The following is a 25,079-nucleotide window of genomic DNA, read 5'->3' as shown; positions in this document are numbered from 1 at the left end:
TCGGCCTCAGTGAGCATGGCCATGTCCGAGGGATCCCTTCATCCGTTCGGCCCGAAGAGAGAACGCTCCCCGGGAAACGTAGGGATCCCCGGGATTCAGCCCGGAAAGAATTTCCACGTAATTTCGATCTTCCCGGCCTGGTTTTACGGGAACTGGATCGTATCCATGGTCATCCCGGACAAAGACGACCGGGACTCCATCGTCCAGGGCGACAACAGCTTCCCGGGGGACCCGGATAGATACTTCAAGGGTTTCCGTGATGACTTCTGCGGTGACAAAGCAGCCGGGATGCCATCGGCCGTCATGGTTTTCCGTTATAAGCCGGGCCAGGGCGGTCCGCGTTTCCTTTCCCATAAGCGGCTGGACAAACTTGATGGGAATCGATGTCTCTGTGCCATGATCCGTTTTGATATTGGCCATTTGCCCCGCGCGTATATGCCCTATATCTTTCTGGTAAACCTGAAGGTCGATCCAGACGGTGGAAAGATCGGCAATCGTGAATATGGGCGACTCGGCCTGCGCGGTTTCCCCGAGGGTCAAATGGCGCTCGATCACGATTCCATCGAAGGGAGCCTGGATCGGGTAACGGGTCAGGGAGTCATCGGAGCCCGGGGTCATGGCGGAACAATCTTCCGGAGTGAACCCGAGGGCGAGGAGTTTCTGCTCCGCGGAACGGGATTCAATCCGTGCTTCAGCCAGTCCGTTTCGTGCATCGAGATATTCCTGTTCGGATGAAATTTTCTTGGTAAACAGGGTTTCTTCCCGCGTGTAGGTGGATTCGGCAAGGGACAGGCGTTCCCTTGCGGCGAGATACGCAGCTTTTGTGTCGGCAAGCTCCCGGCTGGAGAGGGTGGCCAGGACATCCCCTTTGCTGACTTGATCGCCCAGGCTGTAATAGACGCTTTGAACAATACCGCTGACCCTGGGGGCGACATGCGCCATTCGATCTTCATTCACCTTCACTTCTCCTACCAGCTCGGTTACGAGTTCGAGGGTTCCCGCGGCCGCAGTCTCCACCTGAAGATTGAGGTTTTTCAGAGTGACAGACGTCTCCTCATGTTCTTCTGCTTCATGGTCGCCTTCTTCCCGAGCGGTCTCATGGGTTTCTGATTTCTCCTCGTTGTTTCCAGCCAGATCCGTACAGGCAGAAAGAAGCACCAGCCCCAAAAACAGCGATAAAAGCAGGATATACCGAAGCCATAAAGAAGGAATCCTGATCATGGTTCCACCTCTGAGATAAACCAATCACGGTCCGCTGTAATAAATGCGGCCCGGGCACGCTGGTTGTAATATTCAATGAAAACGTTCACATAAGCCTCCCTGATTTCGAAGAGGTTGTTCATGGCGTCCAAAAGAGCCACATAGCCAATTTTTCCTGCAATATAGCTTTCCCTGGCATACTGAAACGCTTCCTCGGCCTGAGTCAGAATGGAAGTCTGATATGCATTCATGGCCTCACTCGATGAATCCAGCCCGATCCGGATACGAGATCGCTCTTTCTCTATCTCAAGCACTCGTGCCCGGACTTCCAGGCGGGCTCGGTCAAGTTCCAGGTCTGCCCTGGCTATTTCCCCCTGGTTTCGATGAAGAATGGGCAGGCCGATGGACAACCCTGCAAGGTAAGCCCGATCTCCGGACTCCTCGAACCACCGGACACCGCCACTCAGGACAATGTCGGGGTACTGGAGGGATCGTGCAACTTTTCGTTCAGCCTCCCGAAGATCGTGAATGATCAAATACCGAAGAACAAAGGGGTGATCTTCCGCATTGGAATCCCAATCACCTGCATCCATAGAAAGATCTTTCCTTCCAATCGGACGATACGTTGCCCGCAAGAGTTGCTCTTCTCCTTTGCCCAGAAGGGTTTGAAGGGCCAAATCGGCCACATTCATCTGGTTTCTGGCTTCCAGAAGCCTCAGGCGGGCGGATTCCGCCAAGACCGAAGCGCGAAGAGACTCCAGATGGGGAACCTTGCCAGCCTCAACCCGCACTTTTATGGTCTGCGCCATTTCATTGGCAATGGCACTGCGGTCCTGCAGGACCTTCACCCTTTCCTGCCAGCCAAGGAGATCAAAGAAAGCCAGCGCTACATCCCGGCAGAGGGAGAGCTCATCTAATTCCAAATCCAGCTTTTTCAGGGTCTCAGCAACACGGGCCTTTACGATTCGATTTTTTCTTTTACCGCCCAGTTCAATTTCCTGTGACAGTACCAGGCTCTGCTCCATGCTGTCACGATTTTGAAACATGCCGGTTCCACTGAAATTTTCTGTTTCGGCGACGAGCTCCGGGTTTGCTATCAATTTTGACTGGATTACGTCGGCACCCGCTTGAAGAACTTCCGTTCGGGACACCCGAATGGAAAGATTGGCCTCAAGGGCAGTGCGCACCGCCTCCTGTAGCGTAATCGTCCGGTATGTCACGCTTTCCACAGCGGAACTCTCTCCCGCAGCCATGCGGGGAAGGACCAGCAGGCCCAGGCAACACCCACATAGGATCCATCGAAACTTCTGTATCATATTTTTCCTCCTGAATTGAGTTTACAGCTCAGGTCAGGAGGATCAGATCAGCAGAATATCGGTATCCGGGAAAAAAACAGGCCGAAAGAAGGAGGGCGGCGTGGAGAGATCGGTACGTCCTGAGTTGACAGATTCTTTACCGGGAAATATCGATTGATTTCCGGCAGGGAACGATGGTGGTCCCTGTAGAGAGACAGGCAGCCCGGGTCTGATCAGTTCAATATCGTGACAGGAATTCTCATGGAAATGGTCAGCATGTTCAGCGGAGGAAGTCTGAAAACGGGTATCGGTGTGGCAGCAACTTGTTGACCTCGCTCCGCTCCACTCGATCTCGGCATGGCCTCCCTTTGACGTGCAATAGACAAGATGGCCCGGAAACGCGCCCTGCAGAACCAGGAAGAGGGCGAAGATCATCTGCCATCGGGAGAGAGCGGGAACGGGGATCGAACGAAGATGCATGGTTCGCCTATCCTACCACACCGGGATCGGGTCTTTCATGCACCTTCATTTGAACACAGCTGTCCGCAGGAGCCGGACGGGCGACACCGAAGGTAAAATGGGAGGAATATCCATACGAGTTCATTAAGGAATCCTCGATGGCGCAGATCCTTTCCACAAGAGCATGATCTCCGGGATCCTCCGGATTCAGAAGAGGAAGGATGAGTGGAAAGAGCATCTGGTAGAGAGCGCCTCCCATTGGCGCAAGAAGCTGAAAGGTGAAGAACGATTTCAAAGTCGGAAGAATTTGCGAAGAATGAATAGCCTCTGTAGGGTCCTGAGTCTCGATCTCTTCTATGGAAGGTATCCAGGGACTCCGGGGTATGGAAAGTTCGGGCCTGTTTCGGGAAAGAACTCCGAGAATTCTCCGGGCAGCTCGAGTCCAGGGTTCCTCCCATTGAAACCGGTCCGGTCCGGTATATTCCTGGAAGATAAATACTCCGTTGGGCTTCATCGCATCGACAATACCGGCCGAGACCTGTTCCAGTTTATCGAGATGATGAAGGGCAGAATTCGATAAGACAAGGTCGTATTCTCCGCGCCCAAATTCTCCGGTATTGGCATCTTTTTGAACAAATTTGACGGGAACAGGGCTGTCGGACGTCCGTTTTCTTCCTTCCCTGACGGCTTCCTCACTGATCTCAAGAATCGTCGTCTCCCCCAGAAGGCCATAGCGGATCAGGCGTAGCTCAAGATCTCCGATCCCTCCGCAGAGACTCAGTGTTCGGGGATGGGCCGGCCAGGAAACACGCTTTGCGAGAGCCTTAAAAAAGATTTCCTCGGAGGAGCAGGGCTCTTTGAGAATTTTCTGAAAAAATCTCTGAATGAGAATGGGGCAGGTCCACCAGTCCGACCATCTGTTCGCAGGTTCCTCCTGTCTCGCTCGGCGCCAGGCGTCCCAGAACTTCCCCGACCTGGCAGATTTTGGATCGTGGGTCATGGTCCGGGAACAGGTTCCAAGACAGCCACGTCGCGCTGGTCCCTTTGAACGAGGGAAACCCCGACGAGGATAAATGCGATACCCATGATTCTCCTCAGTGTGACCGGTTCTCCCAGAATGGCATATCCGGCAATCACGGCAAGAATCAGGGAGAGATAGGCCGTGGAGGACAGCAGGACCAGGGGCATACGCTTCAGTAACCAATAGTAAAGAGAAAACGCAATGACGGTAACCACGATGGTCAGGTGCCCCAGGGCCATGAGCCCGGGTACCGTAATCTTTAACGTGGAAAGATCTTCACTCAGAAAGGAGAGCACCATGAGCCCGGCCCCTCCCATAATCATGGGTATGATGTTGAGAGTATAGGGATTAAGCGCATCCCCCCTTCTCTTGATCATAACCACGTTCAGAGCACAGGCGAAGGGCGAGAGAATGACCAGAAGCATCCAGAGAACGTCTTCCACGGAAGGTCCGCCGAGTCCTGGAAAGGAAAGAACCGCTACCCCAATGAACCCGAGAAAGACGCCAAGGAATCCCTGGATCCCGAGTTTTTCCTCTGGAATCAGCCAGTGCCCCAGAAAGGCACAGAAAATCGGAAAGGTTGCAAAGAGAGTCGCCACGATACCGGAATCGATGTGCATTTCTGCGAGATACACGATTCCGTACCCGATATTAAAGGTCAGAAGCCCTGTCCAGAGAAGAAGCTTGAGATCATTTCTTTCCAGTCTTTGAAGGCTCCCTGACAGAGTCGCAACTCCCAGAAGGATTAAACCTGCAAGCCAGAAACGGAAAGATGCGCCCATGAGCGGGGGAAATGCAGCATTGGAGAACTTGATCACCATCCAGGACGTTCCCCAGGCGGCACACAGGTAGAGATAGCCGAGAAGAACCTTCATCGAACGACTTTCAGAGCACCGGGAATGACCCTGATCTCAACGGGGACTTCTCCCATGGTGTCTCCATCCAACTGGTACCGGACCTGTGATTCGGATGAAATGCGAAGATTTCTTCCCTTCCGATGAACCACATCGGGCCGGTCAAGAAGGTCTCCCTTCTTAATTCTCCAGAAATAGCTAAGGAAATCTCTTCGCCTTCTACCCTTGAAAATCACCACATCCAGAAGTCCGTCATCATAGCGAGCCGGAGGACAGAGGCGATAAGGACCTGCAAAATGAGGGATATTGGTCACGGCGATGTAGCTTCCTGAGAAAGTTTCTCCATCCACGTCAACGTGAAGCAAGGGAAAGTCGTAGGTAAAGAATTCTCGAAGGACAGCTGGATAGAAAGAGGCCCTTCCCAGGAGTTTTTTCGCGGGGATGTGGGCAGCCGCCATGATGTTCGCATCGATTCCGGCACCGCACATAAAGAAGAACGTATGATGATTGGCTGTTCCCCCGTCCAGGTTTACGATATTCCCTTCCCGAAAAATTGACGCTGCCTTCAAAGGGTTGAGGGGAATCTGGAGGGAGCGGGCCAGGACATTGGAGGTTCCGGCGGGAAGGATGTACAGTGGAATATAGGAATGGATAAGAGATTCCCCGGCTTCCCGGATGCTGCCGTCACCCCCGAACACGGCAACAGCATCAAGGTTTTCTTCTCTGGCCTGTCGGGCAAGAACACCTGCATGACCCGCATACTGAGTCAATTCGAGCGTCAGGGAAAGACCCGATTCATGAGCCATTCTCAGAAGGGTATCTACCACGGCCCGTTTGTCCTTCCTTCCAGCCGCAGGGTTGGCGATGAGAATACCTCTGGCCATTGTCAGGTGCCCAGGGTTCCCTGGCTTCCCGGTGGAACTTTGACTCCCAGATGCTGATAGGCCAGGGGTGTAACCACTCGCCCCCTGGGGGTACGGGCCAGGAACCCAGCCTGAACAAGAAAGGGTTCGTAAACGTCTTCCAGGGTGGAGGGATCCTCACCGAGAGAGGCGGCGATCGACTTCAGACCCACGGGACCGCCGTCAAAACGATCCATGATGATCGTGATGATCTTTCGATCCAGGTCGTCCAGGCCAAATTCATCCACACTCATACTCGTGAGCGCGGTCCGCGTAATGGAAAGAGTGACCACGCCCTCCCCCTCCACGTCGGCAAAATCCCTGACGCGCCGGAAAAGGCGATTGGCGATACGCGGTGTTCCCCTGCCCCGTTTTGCAATCTCGATGGCCGCATCAGGATCGAGATCGACCCCCAGGATCCGGGCCGTCCTGTTCACGATCATCGTAAGGGGTTCTGTGTCGTAATAATTCAAACGGTTCACAATGCCAAATCGTGAGTGGAGAGGCGACGTGATCAAGCCTGATCGCGTCGTTGCGCCCACGAGGGTAAAGGGCGGAAGATTGATCTTCATGGTTCGAGCGGCCGGTCCCTGTCCGATGATCACGTCGAGGCGGAAGTCCTCCATGGCCGGGTACAGGATCTCTTCAACCGCAGGGTGGAGGCGATGAATTTCGTCAATAAAGAGAACCCCTCCCTTTTCGAGGTTGGTGAGGATTGCAGCAAGATCGCCGGCCTTTTCTACTGACGGCCCGGCAACCAGCCTCAGGGTCGTGTTCATTTCCAGCGCGATAATGTGGGCCAGTGTCGTCTTCCCGAGACCCGGAGGTCCAGAAAAAAGAACGTGGTCCAGGGTCTCATTCCTCTTCAGTGCTGCCTGAATAAAGACCGAAAGGTTCTTTTTAATATCATTCTGTCCAATGAAATCATCGAGGCTCCGAGGCCGTACCGTTCGTTCCCAGACTTCCTCATCACGGAGTCGACCTGAGGCAAGGAGATCCTTGTCCATCAGCGGGAAAGATCCTTCAGAGCTTCCACCAGGATTCCTTCCAGATCCATATCTCCACTCCGCTGGAGGACTGCATCTACAGCCCGGGCAGCCTGAATGGAGCGATACCCGAGATTCTCAAGAGCGGAAAGGGCATCGGATCTCATAGAAGATGACGGAGTCCCCGGCAGTGTATCGTCAAGCTTGCCTTTGAGTTCAAAGATGATCCGATTGGCTGTCTTGGGACCGATGCCTGGAATGGAAGCAAGAACGGCCACGTCCTGGTTTTGCACCGCTCGAACGATCTCCTCCGCACCCAGGCCGGACAGGACGCAGAGAGCCACTTTTGGACCCACTCCGTTCAGGGCGATGAGTCGCTGAAAGACTTCCCGTTCCGATTCCGTCGCAAAGCCATAAAGGGCCAGGATGTCCTCCCGGACGTGGGTGTGGGTCCACAGGGTCACCGGGGAAGGGCGGTCCTTGATGGCACGAAAGGTCGAAAAGGGAATATGGCAGAAATAACCAACTCCCCCCACCCGAAGGATACAGGCGGAGGGAGTCAGGGTCTGGATTTCGCCGCAAAGGGATGCGATCATCAGGAGAGTCGGGCCAGGTACTCCTGGTTAACAATAATTTTTGTCTCTTCTTTCAGTGAATCTACGGCGGCACGAATGAGTGAGGTAACCTGCTGGTCCTTCAGACGGTCCCGAATGGAATCCTTCTGCTTATCATAGTCCTCTGTGTCAAGGGCCTTCCTCTCCTTCACCACAAAGAGTGCCCAGCCATTATTGACATCCATCGGGTCGGTCAAAACGCCCACCTGTACATTGGCCAGCGTATCGTGGAGAGTCTTCTTGTTTCCCAGAATGGGAATGGGCGAGAGATAACGGACCTGTTGATCCTCTTTAATCTTAAGGTTGAAGGCCCGGGCCAGACCATCCAGGTCGGACCCTCCCGCTATCATCTCCAGAAGACGTTCCTGTCCCTTTTCATGAGCCATCTTCTTCCGGACACTGGCTGTCACCTGATCTTTAATATTTTCCAGCGGCGGAACCCCGGCAGCTTCAACCGACGCAAGACGGCAGATGGCATATCCCCGTCCGATCTTGATGGGCGCTGTGATCTTGCCCACCGTCATCTCGGCGGAAAATACGGCACTCATAAACTCGTCATTTTTACCGATTCCGGGAACGGTATCGCCGTCCGCAAAGAAATCGGTGGTATTAAATGTGAGGACAGGATCGCTGTCCGCAATGGACCGAAGTTCATCATCGGTAAGCGTTTCCTTCCCGGCCAGAGAGGCGTAAATATCCTGCGCCTTGAGACGGGCGGCCTCTTCGGCACGATCCCGGCTCAGGCGATCTCGAATCATAAATTCAACTTCCGCCAGAGGGCGGACACCTTCATTTTTGTGGCTCATGACCTCAATGATGTGATATCCAAAAGAGGTCTTTACCGGATCGGATACCGTACCGACGGGCAGGGAGAAGGCCGCTTCTTCAAAGGGAGGAACCATTCGGCCCCGACCGAAAAATCCCAGGTTCCCGCCGGTCTGTGCATTGGACGGGTCTTCCGAATATTTTTTCGCCGCCTCTGCGAAATCCATCCCTCCATCAATATCTTTTTTGACCTTTTGTGCCCGGGCCAGAGCTTCTTCCTCGGAACGCGAATCGGTTTTGATCAGGATATGTCGTGCCTCCACCTGCTCTTCCTGGCGGAACTCGTCCTGATGAGTTTCATAATAAGTTGTAATCGCAGCATCGTCCACGGGAATCGTGGGCTTGATCTTGACCAGGTCTGCAAGGAGATAGGTGATCTTTCTCCGCTCCGGCCTGTCAAATTCGTCCCGGTGACTCTCGTAATAAACTGTAAGGTCCTCTTCCGTTACGGTTACCTGGGATTCAAAGATCGAATCCTGAACAAAGAGATAATTCACCGTCGAGGAGACGCTTTGCTTCATGTACTCTTCGCGAATATCCATTTCGGGAATCACGAGAGAATCTTTCAGAAGCTGTCGATATTTCTGTACAAGAAGGTCTTTTCGGAGGTCGGCTTCAAAGGTGGAAGCCTCCATACGGTTGGCCTGGAGAATGCGAACGTACCGATCCTTCCCGACAAATTGATCCTGTTCGTCCTTGAAGGCAGGAATGGTCATAATCTCTTCGAACACATCATCATTGCTGATCTGAATTCCGGCTTTCACAGCCTGGTTGGCAAGAATTTCCCGTTCAACGATCTGGTTGATTACCTGACCGGCCACATTCATGCTTCGAAGCATTTCCGGGTTGAAGTTGTCCCGATAAATCTGCCGGTATAGATCAACCTGCCTCTGGTAGATCTTGTAAAACTCCTGCGCAGTCACGGAAGTGGAACCCACCTGGAGAACCACATCACCGCTGAGCTCACTACCACCCAATCGTCCCCCTGATCCCCACGACGCAAAGATGAGAACGATAAAGGCAAGGATAACAAGGTAGAGCGCCCACTGGAGCTTTTTAAACTCTTCGCGCATGTACTTCAACGGTGTCGACATAGTCGTTTACCTCAACATTCTTAAAGATGAACCTTACAAGGGTACCCTAAAAGGGCAGAAAATGCAATTGCATCAACCCTTTTGTTCTGGTTCGGGCCGTGTGTGCTGCTGATTTCCGGCACCGTTCATCGAACAGGCGCCCTGAAAAACGGCTCCTTCCTCGATAATCAGGCTGGGAGTATCGATATCGGCAAAGACCTTTCCTCCTCTGTGGATAAAGATCTTTCCCGATACTTTTACCTTACCCCGCACCGTCCCCGATACCTGCAGAACACCAACGTGGATCTCACCCTCGACAAATCCGGAAGGCCCGATAATCAGATCTTTCTGGCTGATGATCGTTCCCTTGATCTTCCCATCAACCCGGAGTGTATCCTGAAAGGTGACAGAACCTTCGATCAGACATCCTTCATCAAGAAAGCCGTTGAGTTCACCGCTTCTTGCCATAACGTCCTCCCATTAGCGTATCCACGATTCGGATCAACTCATCTTCCGAGTGAAAATGTAATCGTATCATACCCCGTTTCCCGCGTCGACGGATCTCAATCCGCGTTTTATACACCTGCATCAAACGTTCTTCAGCATCCACCACAAAAAGATCCCGGGGTTTCTTCCTGGGTTTTCTTTCACGGATTCTCCGTTCCGATTCCCGGACGGTCCACCCTTCGCCCATCATGGCGTGAGCCAGCTTAATCTGAGCTTCTTCAGAGCCTTCCCTGAGAAGAGTTCTGGCGTGCCCGGCAGTCAGGGCTCCATCTCGAAGAAGGGACTGGATCTCGTCCGGGAGATCCAGCAACCTGAGACTGTTGGCAACGGCAGCACGGCTGCGTCCCACCCGCTTCGCAATCTCTTCCTGGGTGAGATTGAATTCTTCTTTCAGTGTCACATAGGCTCTTGCTTCTTCAATGGGATCCAGATCTTCCCGTTGAAGATTTTCAATAAGGGCAACTTCCAGCAGCTCAAGAGGGGTGGAGAGATCCTTGATGATGGCAGGAACAGTTTTCCACCCCAGACTCTTCGCCGCCTGATACCGGCGTTCACCGGCCACAAGGGTAAATCCTTTCTCGCCTCTTGTGACGAGTACGGGCTGAATCATCCCGTTTCGCTGCAGGCTTTCCGAAAGCGACTGCAGTTCCTCTTTTCCCATCTTCATACGTGGCTGATAGGGGTTGGGAACAATGGAGTTGATGTCCACGAGACGGATACTCTGAGAGAGAGCACCCTCACCCTCAGGAATCAGTGACGCGAGTCCCCGGCCCAGAGCATTGCGTTTCATGCCAGTCTCCTTTGTAAAAATTCCAGCGCGAGTTCTCGGTAGGCTTCCGCACCCTTACAGCGCGGATCGTAGAGGCTGATGGGTTTCCCGAAACTGGGGCATTCACTGAGGCGGACGTTTCTGGGAATCATCGATTGAAAAACCCTGTCCGGGAAGTATCTTCGCACCTCATCCGCTACCTGCTGGCTTAAATTCGTCCTTTCATCCACCATTGTCAAAACGATCCCGGCCAGCTCAAGAAAGGGATTCAGCGAACCTCGGACGCGATCTACGGTTCCCACCAGGTCGGAGAGGCCCTCCAACGCGTAATACTCGCATTGAATCGGTATCAGGAGTGCGTCCGCAGCAGCCAGAGCATTGACGGTTAACAAACCGAGAGAGGGTGGTGTATCGAGAAAAATTAGATCGTATGATTTTTGTATTCCGTCAAGAACGGTTTTCAATCGATATTCCCGGTCGGGAAGGTCATGCAGGTTAATCTCTGCCGAAACCAGATCCCGGTTTGCCGGTACGATATAAAGATTCTGCACAATGGTTTCCCGTATGGCATCATCGATGGAGACTTTATTAAAGAGAACGGTGAAGACGTTGTGAACCTCATCCTTGCCAAACCCCAGGCCCGTGGTTGCATTAGCCTGCGGATCGATGTCGACGAGAAGAATTTTCTTTCCAAGCAAGGCCAGCTCTGCGGCCAGGTTAACGGCTGTCGTGGTCTTTCCCACTCCGCCTTTCTGGTTGGATACCGTGTAGATCGGCATCATGTTTCACGTGAAACATTCCCGAGAAAGACCACAAAAGATGAGGTTTTTTCAGGCATGGGCATCACAAGAGACACGGTCCAGAAGGGAAGAAAGGAGGCGACACGTGTTTCCCAGTCCTCTCCGACAAAGAGGGCGATCGAGGCGCCGGGTTCCGAACGTCGCAATAGAGGTGGTAACACTTTCTCCCATGAAGGAAAAGCCCGGGCGACAACAAGCGTATCTTCTAGCGTTTTGGATGGAATCCATCGTTCAAATCTATCACGAACCAGCCTGTAAGGCAATTGTAGTTCCCGCACTACGCGTGCCAGAAAGGCGGCTCGCTTGGGGGCAGACTCCAGCCCGATGACATCGATATCGGGTCTGCAGATGGCAACAGGTATCGACATAAACCCCGCTCCGGCACCAATGTCGACAAACGTGCGTGCGTGTAGAGAGGGGAGAAGGATGAGGGGTTCCAGAATATGGCGAATCCACAGTTCCTCCTGATTTCTGAAACGAACCAGGTTGATGGCCCGGTTCCATTCAACGACCAGATTTGCATAGCGCTCAAGGGATTCCCACTGAAAAGGAGTCGGCTCATATCCGACAGACCGGGCAAAGGACTTAATTCGATCGGAGGTAGACATAGAGAGCCGTGATCGCGGAAGGAGTCACTCCCGGAATCCGCATGGCCTGAGCCAGGGTGCCGGGTCGTGTATGTGAAAGTCTCTCCACCATTTCCATGGAAAGTCCCTGGATGGTTTCATATTTCAGATCGATCGGGATCGACATCGATTCCCATTTTTTCAGGTCCTCCATGAGCTGGCCCTGTTTCTCCGCATAATGACGGTAAATCAGATCATAGGAAATGCGCTCCAGGAAGTCCCCGGTTTCTTCGGCGGGCTGACCGAGAAGTCGAAGCATGCGCGAAAGTTCCCCCCGCACCCGACGAAAAAGGCCGGCGGCCGTCGTTTCCTTTTGAAGGTTTATCCCATACTCTTCCATGACACGCTGTTTCATTTCGGCGCCGGGCGTGACCGGAAGGATCTCGAGTTCGCGTACGGCTTCCGTAATATCCGCTTCCCGCTGTTTCACAGAATTCAACGTACGCTTCGTCATAATGCTCAGACGTTCCGCGTGGGAAACGAGCCTCCGGTAGGCCGTTTGATATCCCAGATGGAGGCGGAATTCGGCCCGGGCCGTCATCATACGGTAAGGCTCATCCACGCCTTTGAGGACAAGATCGTCAACCATAACTCCCATATAAGCCTCATCCCTGCGAAGGACCAGAGGCTCCTCTCCCCGGAGGGAAAGAACAGCATTGACCCCCGCAAGAAAACCCAGGCACGCCGCTTCTTCGTATCCGGATGTCCCGTTAATCTGTCCGGCGAGGTAAAGGTTCTGAACCTCTCGTACTTCCAATGTGTGCTGCAGCTGCGCGGGATCGGCAAAATCGTACTCGATGGCATAACCGGGGCGAACAATAACGGCACGTTCCATACCGGGGATGGCGTGGATCATCTCTTCCTGAACAGGAAGCGGAAGATTGGTAGAGACACCATTCAGATAGACTTCCGGGTCTTTCCATCCTTCAGGCTCAATAAAGATCTGGTGGCGCCGATGGTGGGGGAACTTCATGACCTTGTCTTCAATGGAAGGACAATATCTCGGGCCCCGGCCCTCGATTACACCCGCGTACATGGGACTGTATTGGATATTGTTCCGCACAATATCGTGGACCCGCTCGCTGGTGTAGGTGATGTAACACGGAACCTGCCTGGACGATCGGGACCGTGACCTTATGGAAAATGGCGGGGTATCCCTTTCCCCGTTCTGGCGTTCAAGTATTTCGAGATTGATACTGCTTTTCAATACACGAGGCGGCGTTCCCGTCTTCAAACGTCCGAGACGAATTCCGATCCGCTCGAGGCTTTCCGCGAGATGCGTGGAGGGAGGTTCACTCGCACGCCCGGCGGGATAGTGCTCAAGGCCAATGTGAATCAACCCCCGCAGGAATGTGCCGGTTGTCAGGATCACGGCCCGGGATGGGATAAACCCCTCTCCCAGCACCTCCACTCCCTGAATTTTTCCGCCCTTGACCGATAGTGCAGATACCACGCCCTGCCGGACGATGAGACCGGGAATCCGAACCAGGTGGACCTTCATCCAGCGGGAGTAGGCATCCCGATCCTCCTGGGCTCTGAGGCCGCGAACCGCAGGCCCTCGGGATCGATTCAGAATTCGGGTCTGGATGGAGCAGGCATCGGCTGCGAGGGGCATGATTCCCCCCAGGGCATCCAGCTCCACAACCAGATTCCCTTTGGATACGCCTCCAATTGCCGGGTTGCAGGACATCTTTCCGAGACCATCCAGGCTCATTGATATCAACAGGGTCTGTGCACCCATTCGTGCAGCCGCGTGTGCCGCTTCAATTCCGGCGTGCCCGCCCCCGACGACAATCAGGTCATAGGGTTTCATTTTCCGATACAGAAGGTCGAAAAGACCCGCTGAAAGACCTCATCGGGGGTAATTTCCCCCAGGAGGGCAGAGAGAGGATCCACACCCTCCTGGATCAGAAAGGCGATTTCCTCTTCTCCCCGGTTCGAATCGACACCCTCAATAGCGTCATTCAGCCGCGCGACAAAGGTCTCCAATGCCTGTTTTTGCCTTTGATTCAACGCATACGTGTACTGGGACCATGTTTCGACGAGATCTTCGATCCAGGAAGAGATCTTTTCCTGAACCGCCTCGATGCCGATTCGCTGAAGAGCCGACGCTGCTAAAGATATTCCTGCAACGGATTCCGGAGGAGCCGAGAGATCCACCTTATTCCAGATGAGAAGCTTTTTCGAAGGAAGTAAAGATTCCCACAGGGCTTCTGTTTCCGGGGTCCACACCGTGGAGTCCACAACAAAGAGGACGGCGTCCGATCCCTCCAGAAGATTTTTCGTCCTCCTCACGCCTTCTCCCTCAACGGTATCCAAGGCTTCGCGAACCCCGGCGGTATCCTGAAGCGTCACAGGAACTCCCCGGATTTCAAGATTTTCTTCCAGATGGTCCCGGGTGGTCCCGGGCTCCGTATGAACGATGGCCCGTTCCCACCCGAGAAGCGCATTGAACAGCGTGGACTTTCCCACGTTGGGCGGTCCGGCAATTGTAATGGTAATTCCGGGTTTTGCGTTCAGGTTTCTCGATGAAGCAAGCAGGTTTTGTGCCTTTTGAAGCACGACCTCCATCGTCCGGATCAAAGACTGGCGATTCAGCGGAAGATCATCCTCCGGAAATTCGATGACAGCCTGGACCTCACCGAGGAGATCCACGACCATTTCCCGCAAGGCCCTGATTTCATGAGAAAATTTTCCCTCCAGCGTTCGAGATGCCTGCGCAAGGGTCGATTCCTCTCCTGCATCGATCACCATGGCGACGCCTTCTGCCTGAAGGAGGTCCATCTTTCCATGAAGAACAGCCCGAATAGAGAATTCCCCCGGTTCCGCAGGACGAAACCCGGCGGAGTAAAGTCGCGATAAAATCAGTCGAACGACCAGAGGGTTCCCGTGGCAGAACAGTTCTACAACGTCTTCTCCGGTATAGGACCGGGGAGCATGGTACGCCACGGCTGTGACGGTATCGATTCCCTCCAGGGCACCAATTACAAGGGTATGGTCCGGGAGCTCTTTTCCCAGAAGGATCTGAAGACGGTCCACAACCTCCCGACCTGAAACGCGAATTCCGGCGATACTCGATCGTCCCGGAGGCGTTATCGAAGCAGCAATGGGGTCACCGGTCCTGAGGAGAGATGATGACCTGTTTGAAATAGCCGTTGCCCTCACTGTGGGTTACGACATCCCTGGATTTGGAAAGTGACAGGTGAACGATCTTTCTGAGATGGGGTGGAAGGGGTTCCAGCTTTCTGGGTCGACCTTCCTTTTTAACCCGGTTCGCCGTCTGCCGCGCCATCCGCTGAAGTTTTGCCCGCAATTTTTCCCGGAATCCATCGGCATCCACAACAACCCGCTGATCCCAATCTTCCTGTTTGGTGGCCTGAATCACGAGAGTCTGGATTGCATCAAGAAGCTCTCCGTTCCGGTGAAGAACAAGACCCAGATCGTCGCCGGTAAGCTCGATCTGAAGGCTTTCGTCGTCGGCATCGATTTCGTAGCTCAGGCTGAGCCCCATGCCAACAATAATCTTGTTCAGAATGGTCCGAATGACAGGCGGAAATTCCGTCTCGATAACTTCGACGGTTACCATCTTGGCCAGGCCAAATAGACTCTTTTTCTCTACAAGAACCCTGTACTCTATTTCTTCCCTGGGTTTGCGATAGGCGCGGGTGGCAGCCTCGAGGGCTTCATCCAGTGTTTTGCCTGAAAAGGTTTTTTTGACAACCATGGAGATCAGGCCTCCTTCTTCTCTAAATGCTGATATACAACCGTCTGCATGATCTGGAAGACGTTGTTCGTAAGCCAGTACAATACAAGTCCTGATGGGAATCCCAGAAAGACAAAGGTAAAGACAATCGGCATAATCAGGAACATTTTTCTCTGGGAGGCGGAACCTGCCGTGGGGGTCATGATCTGCTGGATCAGCATGGCTGCCCCCATGAGAATCGGGGTGACATAGAAAGGATCGGGAGCGGAAAGATCGACGATCCATAGAAAAAACGGGGCGTGTCGAAGCTCAATGGCCGTCGAAAGAAGCATGTAGAACGCCCAGAGAATCGGCAGCTGGACCAGGAGGGGAAGACATCCGCCGAGGGGATTCACCCCTTCTTCACGGTAAAGCTCCATCATTTCCTGGTTCATTTTTGCCCGTTCATCCGGGTCGGTTTTGTGTTTCTTATATTTCGTCTTCAATCGCTCAATCTTAGGCTGAAGTTTCTGCATCGCCTTCATCGACTTGAGCTGTTTGTGCGTGAGAGGAAAAAGGATGATCCGGATAATCAGCGTCAGGATGATGATGGCCAGACCGTAGTTGGTCCCGTGAGAATGCAGCCAGTTCAACATCCAGAGCATCGGTTTCGCGATAAAGGAAAACATGCCGAAATCGATCAGGGCCGCCAGACGCGAATCCATTGACAGCAGCTGATCATAACGTTTCCCGCCTGCAAACAGGTTTCCAGTAAAGGTATTGCCTTTGGGCAGAAACGTTACTTTGACTTCATCCTCCACAGCTACGGCCTGAATGGAGGCCAGCTCCGATTCCGGGAAAATGATGGCAGAAAAGTACCGGCCATCCAATCCGTAATAGGCTCCCCGGGGTTGTTGTATGGTCAGTTTTTCCTTCAGCTTCTTCGATGCTGTTCTTTCCGGTTTTTCAGACTCAAATGCCACAAATTGAGCGACCTGTATGAACTTGCTCTTGGCTTCACTTTCATCCAGCTCTCTCAAAACGGGACCCAGGGTCAAGGCCCAGGAGTCTTCTGGAACTCCTTTGACCTCAACTTCAAAGGACAGGAAATCTCCCTCGAGGGCGTAGGTCCGGTGAATCCATACGGTTCCATTTCCAAAGGTATACTCCACTCGGCCCTTGGATTGGACCATCTGGAAGGGTGCTTCTTCAATCAGCTTTGTCAGATCTTCATGATCCTGAAATTCAAGATGCAGCGGTAAATGGGGTAAAAGATCAACAGGCTGTCCTTTGTTGGTCTGATGGTGTTCCAATCGAATGTGTCGAATGGCTGCGCCCCTGCTGTCGATGGAAAACGCTACCCGTTCATTGGACAGAATGGTCTCCTGTCCGGGAAGACCTTCCACAATGGGCATCGGTTCTGCCGGAATCTCGGGAGCATCGGCCCTGGGAGCTGGTGTTTCAGGTGCGGTTGTTTCCGTCACCTGAATTTCTGCTGGTTCCTGGACCTCCTGTATGGCGGCAGGTTCTCTGGCTTCCTCCGGTTTGGGGGGAGGAAAGAGCTTGAACCATACAAGCAGGACAAGAAATGACAGGGCTATCGCGACGAGGACTCTTCGTTCCATGTTGGCACCGGATCGTGCCCGCCCGGATGGAACGGGTGGCATCGACAAAGACGTTTCAGGCTCAACCAGCTTCCTCGGGTCGGCCCATGTGTACGTATGGCGGTTATCGCATATTCACTACAGGTGGGTGTAAATCTACACGCAGATGGAAGAAGGGGGCTTATCAAAATCTGATAGGTCCTGACCATGGTTACAAGGATGAATCGAACCATGTTCTCAGCCTTCGAAGGGTGTCCACATAATCATCGTGCAGACGGTCGAAGGGTACTTCTCCCCTGGCCTGTACGTGGATAACAAGCCACACAGGGCAGATGGGGAGAAGATCGCGATGCCTTCTGTACAGCTCTTTCAAGCGGCGTCTCATTCTGTTTCGTATGACTCCGTTGACTGTTTTTTTGACGGTCAATCCCAGGCGTGCTAGACCGTCATCACCCGGCGTGGCGATAAGAGTAAATGTTTGGCCTTTAAACCGCTTTCCCGCTTTGAATACTTTTTGGAACTGATTACGGTGCTGTAATCGGCTTAACCTGGGAAAAGACTCAGACGGCAATTCTCCAGCGTCCTTTACGACGCCTGCTGGCAAGGACCCTTCGGCCACCTTTTGAGGACATTCGTGCACGAAAACCATGCACTTTTTTCCTCTTCTGCCGGTTGGGCTGGTATGTACGCTTCATCAGATGCCTCCTCTAGATGTAGGGCAAGTACCATACCATACAGAGGTTTAAAGGTCAAGGTTGTGACCCGATTCTTCCGGTGGTATAATGGCTCCCCCATTGCGGAATTTGCTGATAAAAACTTGTGGAAGGCTCCATGGATAAATGGAAATTGTTTCATAAAAATCTCGCTGATGCCGTGGGTGAAGCGGAGTTTAAACGATGGTTTCGCCCCATGCGGTTTGTCGGATTTACGGGTCACCAGATTGTTCTGAAGGTGCCCAATGAGACCTATGCGCGAGCCATCCGGGAAAATTTTCAGTCTCTTCTGGAGAACCTGATCAAGGAAACCTATGGATTTCCCTATGACATGACTTTCGCCGTGGATCTGGAGCCGGACAAACAAAAGGGCAAGGGCGTTAAGGGTACATCCTTGAATCCATCTTTTTCCTTTGAAAATTTTGTCGTGGGGGACTCCAATCAGTTCGTACATGCTGCCGCCAGGGCTGTGGCCGAGAGTCCGGCCATCTCCTATAATCCTCTCTTCATCTATGGGGATTCAGGGCTGGGAAAAACGCATCTCATGCAGGCGGTCGGTCAGTACATCCAATCCACTACGGACCTGAACGTCGTTTATGTGTCAGTTGAGGATTTTTATACCGATCTTGTCAACGCCATTCGTCATAAGGCCCTCATGGAATTCCGTAATAACTACCGCCAGGCCGATGTTCTCCTTCTGGACGACGTACAGTTTCTCGGTACCAAAGAGCGAACCCAGGAAGAAGTGTTTCACACGTTCAACGCTTTCTACGACGCCAAAAAACAGGTCGTTCTGGCTTCAGATCGATTACCCAGGGAAATTGAACACCTCGAGGAACGACTCAGGTCCCGGTTTGAATGGGGCCTCCTTGCGGACATACAGCCCCCTGATCTGGAAATGAAGGTGGCGATCCTCAAGAAGAAAGCCGAGCTTGAGGGCGTGACAATGCCCGATCCGGTTGCACTTTTTATTTCCCAGCTCGTGCGGTCCAACATTCGTGATCTGGAAGGCCTCTACCGAAGAGTTAAGGCCTTTGCCTCCCTGACCGGTAAAGAACTTTCCACCGAAGTGGCACGCCAGGCTCTAAAGAGCATTATTAATCTTGACGACACACCGGTTTCTCCTCAGAAGATCATCAAGGTTGTGGCCCACTATTACGGATTGAAAATTTCCGATATCAAGGGAAAGAGCAATGCCAAAACATTTGCCTTCCCACGCCAGGTGGCCATGTGGATCCTGAAAACCATGACCAACATGTCCTTTCCCGAGATCGGCAAACTTTTTGGGAACAAGCATCACTCCACCGTCATCTACTCTGTGGATAAAATTGAGAAACTTCGACTGGAAAATCCGGATTTTCGCAAGACCCTTGAAGAACTGATGAACGGCCTCCGCTGATCTCCGCAGGATTTTCCGAAGCGTATTTTCATCCTAACTACCTTTAAATTTAGAATTTATTAAAAGTTTTCCACTTTTCCACAGGCTTAAGGTTGTTTATATATTAATATGTATTATTCTTATTAATATAAATAAGAAAATAATAAATATTTGCTATCGAGAATCTTCGACCAGAGAACCCCTCCCATTTACGGTGCATACTTTCCTGAGAAGAGGAACCATCAGAGCCGTGCCGGAATTATGGTACGCATCCTGAACCATCTCCCTCCACACCGTATGAGCCTGCTCGTGATTTCCATGGCACAGGTGACTCACCCACTCAAGTTCCAAGGGAAATCCGCCACCCCTGGACAGGTAGTCTTGAAATTCCCGGTCCGAATAGGTACCTGTGAAATGGGAGGCAAGAAAATAGCCCGCAACATGTTCTTCCATGCCTGGGGTTTCCAATGCAGGTTGAAAAAGTTCTTTTGCCTCCGAAGTTTTCTTTTCAAGAAGAGAAATCCAGCCCTTTTGGAATTGAGCATATTCATACCATGGTTCGGTTTTGCTTAACCGTGCATCGCGTCCTGATATAAGCTCTTCTGCAAGCTTCGGATCATAGAGAATCGCGGCGTAAATCCTGTAGGTATAAGATTCACTTCTACGCCCCATGTATAACATTCCGATAGAGGAAGACCAGATATCCAGAGCTTTTGGATAATCTCCGGACAGGTAGGCAAACAAACCGGCTTTAACTGGCAAATCTTCGCCGTAACGGGGATAAGTGGAATATGAGTCAAGACATGTCAGGATTGCTTCGTCAATTCTACCTGACCGCGCCTGAGCTTCAGCCTGAAGAGAGGCAAAGAGAACACTGTACCCAAAAAGACCTTCCTGAGAGGTTATTTCCCATTCGGATGATGCTGCGTTTTCAGCGTCAGAGAACTTTCCATTCAGGATGAGATCCTGAATATTTTTGTAGTTCATAAGATGTTCAAGGGTACGTCGACCGCTTGAAATTTTCTGATGGGAAAAAGTGCAGTCGTCCCGTAACGTCTCCTCATCCCCTGAGGAATCGACGATCTTGATGGATCCGTCGTCATGAAATTCAGCTTTTCCATAGTTCCCCAGGAGGTGGTAGGCCAGGATGTTCTGATGCTGAAACTGGTTCAGGTGATCCACCGATTGAAAAATGCTTCTTGTAAAAGAATTCAGTGGTCCTGATATTAAAAGGCCATATTGGTGAAGGAGTCCGTTGTTGGATCCATAAAAAACGGCTCGATCTTTCCATGATGCTGCTGAATGGAGATGGCCTGAAGTGATGGCATAAAACTGAATGGAATGACTCTGAGGACTCCAGAGGTAGAAAGCGCCCGGGAAGTAAAGTTGATGTTGAACGCTGAACAGCAGATGGTCTGTTGAAAAAGGAAAAAAAAGAAGAAGATAATGATTACTGAAACGATCAAAGTTGTTTATAAAAATCGACAGGTTTAGAGGAATGGAATAGGAATAGTTACCATTTGCCTCCCACGCCGGAATTTCAATTTCCTTCGAATCGGGTATTTTCAGTACCTGACTTAAAAAGGCCTCACGTTTTCCATCCTGATCCATATCAAAAAGAACGTTGTTCTGAGTCCCGCTGGAATTCTTTTTCCATAGAAATGTTTTGCCGGCATAGCAACTGACGACAGTCTTCTGAACTTTCAAGTGAGAAGGATTGGGAATCATCAGGGAAGGAATAAGAAAGGAGAGGGCCAACACCATGCAAATGACAAAGAGAGAAACTGCCACTTTCCTTTTCTTTCCAGGTAGCCAGGGCATTCTTTTCTGGTTGAGAAACTGTTCGATCTCCCTGCTGGACCACCGTCTCTCCGGGTTTTTCAGGAGGAGTCCTGAAATCAACGCACGAAGGGTTGAAGGGTATTCTCTCGGCAGAACAGGAGGAGGAGAAGAGATGTGAGCTTTCACAATTTCCCCCATCGTTCCGTTGAAGGGCATCTTTCCTGATATCAGTTCATATAAGGTGATTCCAAGGGCGTAGTAATCGGCCGGGGACCCTGGCTCCTTGCCTGATAGGGCCTCAGGAGACATGTACTGAATGGTCCCCATGGCGTCCCCTGTCCGTGTAAGCGTCGCATCATCGATCACATGGACGACGCCGAAATCACCCAGCTTAAAATGGCCGGAATCGGTATAAAAAAGATTCCCTGGCTTTACGTCCCGATGAACAATGCCTCTTTCATGAAGAAGCTGGAGGGCCGGCACAATATCGGAAAGGAAGGAACGGATTTGAGACTCGCTCATGGAGCCGTGTTCTTGCAGATAGGACTTGCAGGTAACCCCCTGGACAAGCTCCATGGAAAGAATGTAATACGCCGGGTCTTCGTGAAAATCATGGTATTGAACCAGGTTGGGGTGTTGGACGTTTCGGGATGAGGCGACCTCCCTGCGGATCCGCTCCAGTGCAAGGGGAGAGGTAGTCGATTTTTGGAAGATTTTTATGGCTACCTTCTGCTTCAGGCTGTGATCGAACGCTTCATAAACTTCACCCATTCCGCCGCGTCCCAGAGGACGAACCAGTTCAAATCGATCGGCCATACGGATCCCGGTAGGTAGAGGTTTTGTCTCTTCATATTCAGAATCTGGTTGAAACGTATGAGTTCTGTCAGAATGCATGGTAATTAAAAATCAACAATTGAAAAGAAATAATGTAAGGCAAAGGTGTTCTTCGATTTCTAATAATTGCATATTCAATCATAATGGATTGATTATTAGAAAACAGAATCCAAAGTATAGAACCTTCTTAATCCTGACGGGTCGATTTTGGATCATTACATTCTGCGTAGAGCAGTAAAGATCCGATCATCGAATTCTTGATAAGTTTGAATTCATAGCCTCCTTTTGTATTTGTTGTAAAAATTCGTGAGTGGTAATTCGTTTTGTGTAGGAGCCAGGATCGCTTTCATTTCCCAGGCTGTCCACGGCGGTGATACGGTAGAACCAGATTAGATCGTCATTCAATGCACCACCATGAAAGGCAGGAGATCCTGAAGACGAGGTAACCAGATTGGTATGGCCCGGGATGTCCGGGATGAAATCGGGGTTTTGGTCGCCATAGACGTTGTAATGATCGCAGGGTTCCACGCCTGTTCCCGGGTCCGTCGTTGATTCGTAGAAGTGAATTTCCACGTCGTCAGGGAGGGCTTTGAGAATACGCACGCCGTAAATGATGGATGGATCACCAGGACCATTGGGTACGACCTCAATTTCTTCCGCATACCCGCTTTCCGCTTCACCATCAAGAATCGTGGTAACGGTAAGATAGTAAGATTCCCCATTTGTTAACCCTGTTACAAGGTATTCCGTCTCTTCAATCATGAGTGTATTGACCTGCAGGTACGGTCCCATGGAAGTTGAGGAGACATGAACGTTATATCCTAAGACATTTGAAAGCGGGACGGCATTCCATCGGAGAAAGGCAATGGTGTTTCCGGCAACGGCCTGAAGGTTGACAGGAATAGTAGGAATAGCCACGGTAACGGTAATAGAATCGGGTGAAGATTGTATTTTCCCGGACTGGTCAGTGGCCCGTGCCAACAAGTTATAGATACCATTCTGGTTTACAGACCAGGATGAAGACCAGGGGGATACACCGGATGCCCGATCCCAGGAAGTGCCTCCATTGGTCGATACCTCCACAAAATTAACGCCCCCATCGTCGATGGCTGTGCCTGTCAGGCTCACAGGGGTATTCGTTATTGTCTCTCCATTGGTTGGTGATGTGAAAAGTGCTTCGGGCTCATTCGCATCCAGGATGAAGATAAAATTATGAGTTCCGTTCGTCCATGCAGAAGAAAGTCCCCTGCTGTCCGTTGCACGTATTCTCCAGTAATATTTTATTTCTGAATTCAGGTTGGAGTAACCTGCCAGGGACCCGAGATCGATCGCTATAGTTGGCTGGGGAAGAAGCATGTCTGGAGGGACAAGGGTCTCATCGTTGATTTCAGGCGAGGCAAATGAGGGATCGTCGTCAGCCTGAATATGGTACGAATCAATCGTATCCCCTACATCCGGGTCGGTTGTCGGATACCAGGAGAGCGCTCCCTCTGGTCCCCATAGTGTAGCCCCGTTGGGAGGGCCAGCGATCGTAATGGTCAATGGCGGCGTATTCGTCTCGTGTACATAGAACGAGGCCGTCTCCATCCATGGACCATCCAGCGTTCCGTCATTGGCCCGGCACCTCCACCAGTACTGCGCGTTATCAGCCAGGTTTACATCCAGGGTCCAGCCGGTTATTCCGCTTCCCTCCGCCACGGCCGGGACCTGGGCCACCAGCGTGGTCAGGGTGCCGTCGCTGTAAACCTCATACCGGTAGGTGAGGGGATCGAACTGCGGGTCAAAGGCGTTGACAATTTCCAGCGTAGGACGTAGGACGTTAACGATGGTTCCCTCTGTCGGTGCATACAGCTGAGGTGCTGTGGGCTCCGGCTCCCCGAATCGAATAGCGTCCAGAACCATCTCTTCATCGGCACCGCTGCCGTCGGTATTGGCCCGGAAGCGGAAGCGCACGCCGGGAACTCTGAAGGAGGAAAGGTCGGCCGTCAGCTTCACCCACGTCGTGTCGGAGGTCCAGTAGTAATTCAGGTTGCAGGACGCGATCTCAGACCATGAAATCCCGCCATTGGTGGAAACCTGGACCCGGAACCACGTGTGATAACCCAGGTGGCCACGTACCCAGAAATGCAGGGATGGATTGGTTGCAGAAGACAAATCCATCTCTCCCGCAAGGTTCAGCCACAGTTCGGTGGAGGGGTAGAGGTTGATCCCCGGTGTGGAGACTACCGCCGTGGCTCCCTCCTTCGGCTGGTCGGTTGTCGTGGACCAGTGGCTGTTTAGAAAATCAACCAGTCCCTCTTCGAATGAGTTCTGGTAGGGATAGGCAATGGGGACGTGGGGGTTCTCCATAATCGTTACATCGTCCAGGAGCCAACCGTCCGCTACTGTGCAGCATCCATTCGTCGTGGTACGGAAACGGATCCACACCTGTGAAACGGGTTTAAAGGGGCTAAGGTCGATTCTGGCTTCCCTCCACTCGTTCCGGGTTCCCGTGACGGAATAAACACGGGTCCACCCTCCTCCAAGGTTGGTCGAAACCTCAACAACACCCCAGTCGTTGTTCAGTTCAAAAGTATGACGATCCTTGAAGACCAGAATCGGCCACACCGACGTCGAGAGATCGACACCGGTTGTGGCTGTCAGGGGGAGGCTGTCGGATGAGGAAGGATAATCACCGATGGAGTCCACGAGGGCTGTGCTTCCTTCATATCCAACCCCGGCGAGGCGAGTCCATCCGCCTTCCAGGATCCATCGGTCATTGGGGGTCTCGAAGGTGTCGATCTCTCCCATCGTCCACCCAAGCGTCGTGGCTGACGCCTCGTTGGAGGGGGTCATCGTGTCGTAGATGTTTCTTACGTAGACTTTGTAGTAGTAGGTCCTGCGGAGCTGGAGCCCCGTATCGCTGAAGTCGGTTGTTCCCTGGTCGGTAATGACGGCGATCAGAGTGTGGCTTAAGGTCACGCCCGTAGAGGTGTGACGGTAGAGTTCGTACTGCTTGAAATCTCCGCCTGCATACTCGGTCCAGTCGATGTGCATTGTCGACGTGGTGACGGAGTCGGGAGGGAAAAGGGTAACGGGAGTAGGTGTTTCTTCGATGCGAATATCGTCGATCCAGATGTCCTCGTCGGCACCGCTGCCGTCGGTATGGGTCTGGA

Annotated in this window: 23 protein-coding genes; 1 reads left to right on the top strand and 22 read right to left on the bottom strand. The window is 52.2% G+C overall.

Features of this window, described 5'->3' with window-relative positions; translation table 11 throughout:
- Nucleotides 1–6 precede the first annotated feature (6 nt).
- The 20 genes from PLD04_04390 to rpmH all read right to left on the bottom strand — a co-directional run bounded on the left by PLD04_04390 (nt 7) and on the right by rpmH (nt 17,912).
- Nucleotides 7–1,221 carry an efflux RND transporter periplasmic adaptor subunit gene (locus tag PLD04_04390; GenBank protein HXK67559.1) on the bottom strand — a complete coding sequence of 405 codons (1,215 nt, stop codon included), beginning with the start codon at nt 1,219–1,221 and terminating at the stop codon, nt 7–9.
- Nucleotides 1,218–2,516, bottom strand: a complete 1,299-nt coding sequence (locus tag PLD04_04385; GenBank protein ID HXK67558.1) for a TolC family protein — start codon at nt 2,514–2,516, stop codon at nt 1,218–1,220. The genes PLD04_04390 and PLD04_04385 overlap by 4 nt, the downstream gene beginning before the upstream one ends.
- Before the next feature lie 42 nt (nt 2,517–2,558).
- Nucleotides 2,559–2,975: a hypothetical protein gene (locus PLD04_04380; GenBank protein ID HXK67557.1), complete on the bottom strand. Its 417-nt coding sequence runs from the start codon at nt 2,973–2,975 to the stop codon at nt 2,559–2,561.
- Between the two features lie 7 nt (nt 2,976–2,982).
- Nucleotides 2,983–3,954, bottom strand: coding sequence for a class I SAM-dependent methyltransferase (locus PLD04_04375; GenBank protein HXK67556.1), 972 nt, complete (start codon nt 3,952–3,954; stop codon nt 2,983–2,985).
- The gene (locus tag PLD04_04370) at nt 3,951–4,850 is read right to left on the bottom strand and encodes an EamA family transporter (protein ID HXK67555.1); all 900 of its coding nucleotides are present in this window, start codon (nt 4,848–4,850) and stop codon (nt 3,951–3,953) included. Before PLD04_04370 ends, PLD04_04375 begins: the two co-directional genes overlap by 4 nt.
- Nucleotides 4,847–5,713: a diacylglycerol kinase family lipid kinase gene (locus tag PLD04_04365; protein HXK67554.1), complete on the bottom strand. Its 867-nt coding sequence runs from the start codon at nt 5,711–5,713 to the stop codon at nt 4,847–4,849. Before PLD04_04365 ends, PLD04_04370 begins: the two co-directional genes overlap by 4 nt.
- A gap of 2 nt (nt 5,714–5,715) precedes the next feature.
- Complete coding sequence (gene ruvB, locus PLD04_04360) at nt 5,716–6,738, bottom strand: Holliday junction branch migration DNA helicase RuvB (protein HXK67553.1); 1,023 nt, start codon at nt 6,736–6,738, stop codon at nt 5,716–5,718.
- Nucleotides 6,738–7,313, bottom strand: coding sequence for a Holliday junction branch migration protein RuvA (gene ruvA, locus PLD04_04355; GenBank protein HXK67552.1), 576 nt, complete (start codon nt 7,311–7,313; stop codon nt 6,738–6,740). Before ruvA ends, ruvB begins: the two co-directional genes overlap by 1 nt.
- Entirely contained in the window at nt 7,313–9,229 is a 1,917-nt protein-coding gene (locus PLD04_04350) for a SurA N-terminal domain-containing protein (protein HXK67551.1), read from the bottom strand. The genes ruvA and PLD04_04350 overlap by 1 nt, the downstream gene beginning before the upstream one ends.
- 93 nt (nt 9,230–9,322) lie before the next feature.
- Nucleotides 9,323–9,697 (bottom strand): polymer-forming cytoskeletal protein, encoded by a 375-nt coding sequence (locus PLD04_04345; protein ID HXK67550.1) that lies wholly within the window; start codon nt 9,695–9,697, stop codon nt 9,323–9,325.
- A complete protein-coding gene (locus PLD04_04340; protein ID HXK67549.1) occupies nt 9,681–10,526 on the bottom strand; it encodes a ParB/RepB/Spo0J family partition protein in 846 nt (281 codons plus the stop codon). The genes PLD04_04345 and PLD04_04340 overlap by 17 nt, the downstream gene beginning before the upstream one ends.
- Nucleotides 10,523–11,284 carry a ParA family protein gene (locus PLD04_04335; protein HXK67548.1) on the bottom strand — a complete coding sequence of 254 codons (762 nt, stop codon included), beginning with the start codon at nt 11,282–11,284 and terminating at the stop codon, nt 10,523–10,525. The genes PLD04_04340 and PLD04_04335 overlap by 4 nt, the downstream gene beginning before the upstream one ends.
- A complete protein-coding gene (locus tag PLD04_04330; protein HXK67547.1) occupies nt 11,284–11,913 on the bottom strand; it encodes a 16S rRNA (guanine(527)-N(7))-methyltransferase RsmG in 630 nt (209 codons plus the stop codon). The genes PLD04_04335 and PLD04_04330 overlap by 1 nt, the downstream gene beginning before the upstream one ends.
- Nucleotides 11,891–13,744 carry a tRNA uridine-5-carboxymethylaminomethyl(34) synthesis enzyme MnmG gene (mnmG, locus tag PLD04_04325; GenBank protein ID HXK67546.1) on the bottom strand — a complete coding sequence of 618 codons (1,854 nt, stop codon included), beginning with the start codon at nt 13,742–13,744 and terminating at the stop codon, nt 11,891–11,893. Before mnmG ends, PLD04_04330 begins: the two co-directional genes overlap by 23 nt.
- Nucleotides 13,741–15,096 (bottom strand): tRNA uridine-5-carboxymethylaminomethyl(34) synthesis GTPase MnmE, encoded by a 1,356-nt coding sequence (gene mnmE / locus PLD04_04320; GenBank protein ID HXK67545.1) that lies wholly within the window; start codon nt 15,094–15,096, stop codon nt 13,741–13,743. Before mnmE ends, mnmG begins: the two co-directional genes overlap by 4 nt.
- Entirely contained in the window at nt 15,044–15,655 is a 612-nt protein-coding gene (locus PLD04_04315; protein HXK67544.1) for a R3H domain-containing nucleic acid-binding protein, read from the bottom strand. Before PLD04_04315 ends, mnmE begins: the two co-directional genes overlap by 53 nt.
- A 5-nt stretch (nt 15,656–15,660) precedes the next feature.
- Entirely contained in the window at nt 15,661–17,238 is a 1,578-nt protein-coding gene (gene yidC / locus PLD04_04310; GenBank protein HXK67543.1) for a membrane protein insertase YidC, read from the bottom strand.
- A complete protein-coding gene (yidD, locus tag PLD04_04305) occupies nt 17,211–17,450 on the bottom strand; it encodes a membrane protein insertion efficiency factor YidD (protein ID HXK67542.1) in 240 nt (79 codons plus the stop codon). Before yidD ends, yidC begins: the two co-directional genes overlap by 28 nt.
- A complete protein-coding gene (gene rnpA, locus PLD04_04300; protein ID HXK67541.1) occupies nt 17,429–17,836 on the bottom strand; it encodes a ribonuclease P protein component in 408 nt (135 codons plus the stop codon). Before rnpA ends, yidD begins: the two co-directional genes overlap by 22 nt.
- Nucleotides 17,778–17,912: a 50S ribosomal protein L34 gene (gene rpmH / locus PLD04_04295; GenBank protein ID HXK67540.1), complete on the bottom strand. Its 135-nt coding sequence runs from the start codon at nt 17,910–17,912 to the stop codon at nt 17,778–17,780. The genes rnpA and rpmH overlap by 59 nt, the downstream gene beginning before the upstream one ends.
- Before the next feature lie 136 nt (nt 17,913–18,048).
- Here rpmH and dnaA point away from each other — a divergent pair, with 136 nt between their 5' ends.
- Nucleotides 18,049–19,329 (top strand): chromosomal replication initiator protein DnaA, encoded by a 1,281-nt coding sequence (gene dnaA / locus PLD04_04290; GenBank protein ID HXK67539.1) that lies wholly within the window; start codon nt 18,049–18,051, stop codon nt 19,327–19,329.
- Nucleotides 19,330–19,482: 153 nt separating this feature from the next.
- Here dnaA and PLD04_04285 read toward each other — a convergent pair whose 3' ends face one another.
- Together PLD04_04285 and PLD04_04280 are read right to left on the bottom strand one after the other, a co-directional pair.
- Nucleotides 19,483–21,906, bottom strand: a complete 2,424-nt coding sequence (locus PLD04_04285) for a serine/threonine-protein kinase (protein ID HXK67538.1) — start codon at nt 21,904–21,906, stop codon at nt 19,483–19,485.
- A gap of 264 nt (nt 21,907–22,170) precedes the next feature.
- Nucleotides 22,171–25,079 (bottom strand): Ig-like domain-containing protein (locus PLD04_04280; protein HXK67537.1); only part of this gene is annotated, 2,909 nt, incomplete at its 5' end.

This window comes from Thermoanaerobaculia bacterium, assembly GCA_035593605.1.
GTDB lineage: Bacteria > Acidobacteriota > Thermoanaerobaculia > UBA2201 > DAOSWS01 > DAOSWS01.
Note: the sequence above shows the minus strand (reverse complement) of the source record. Positions and strands in the feature narration are given on the sequence as shown.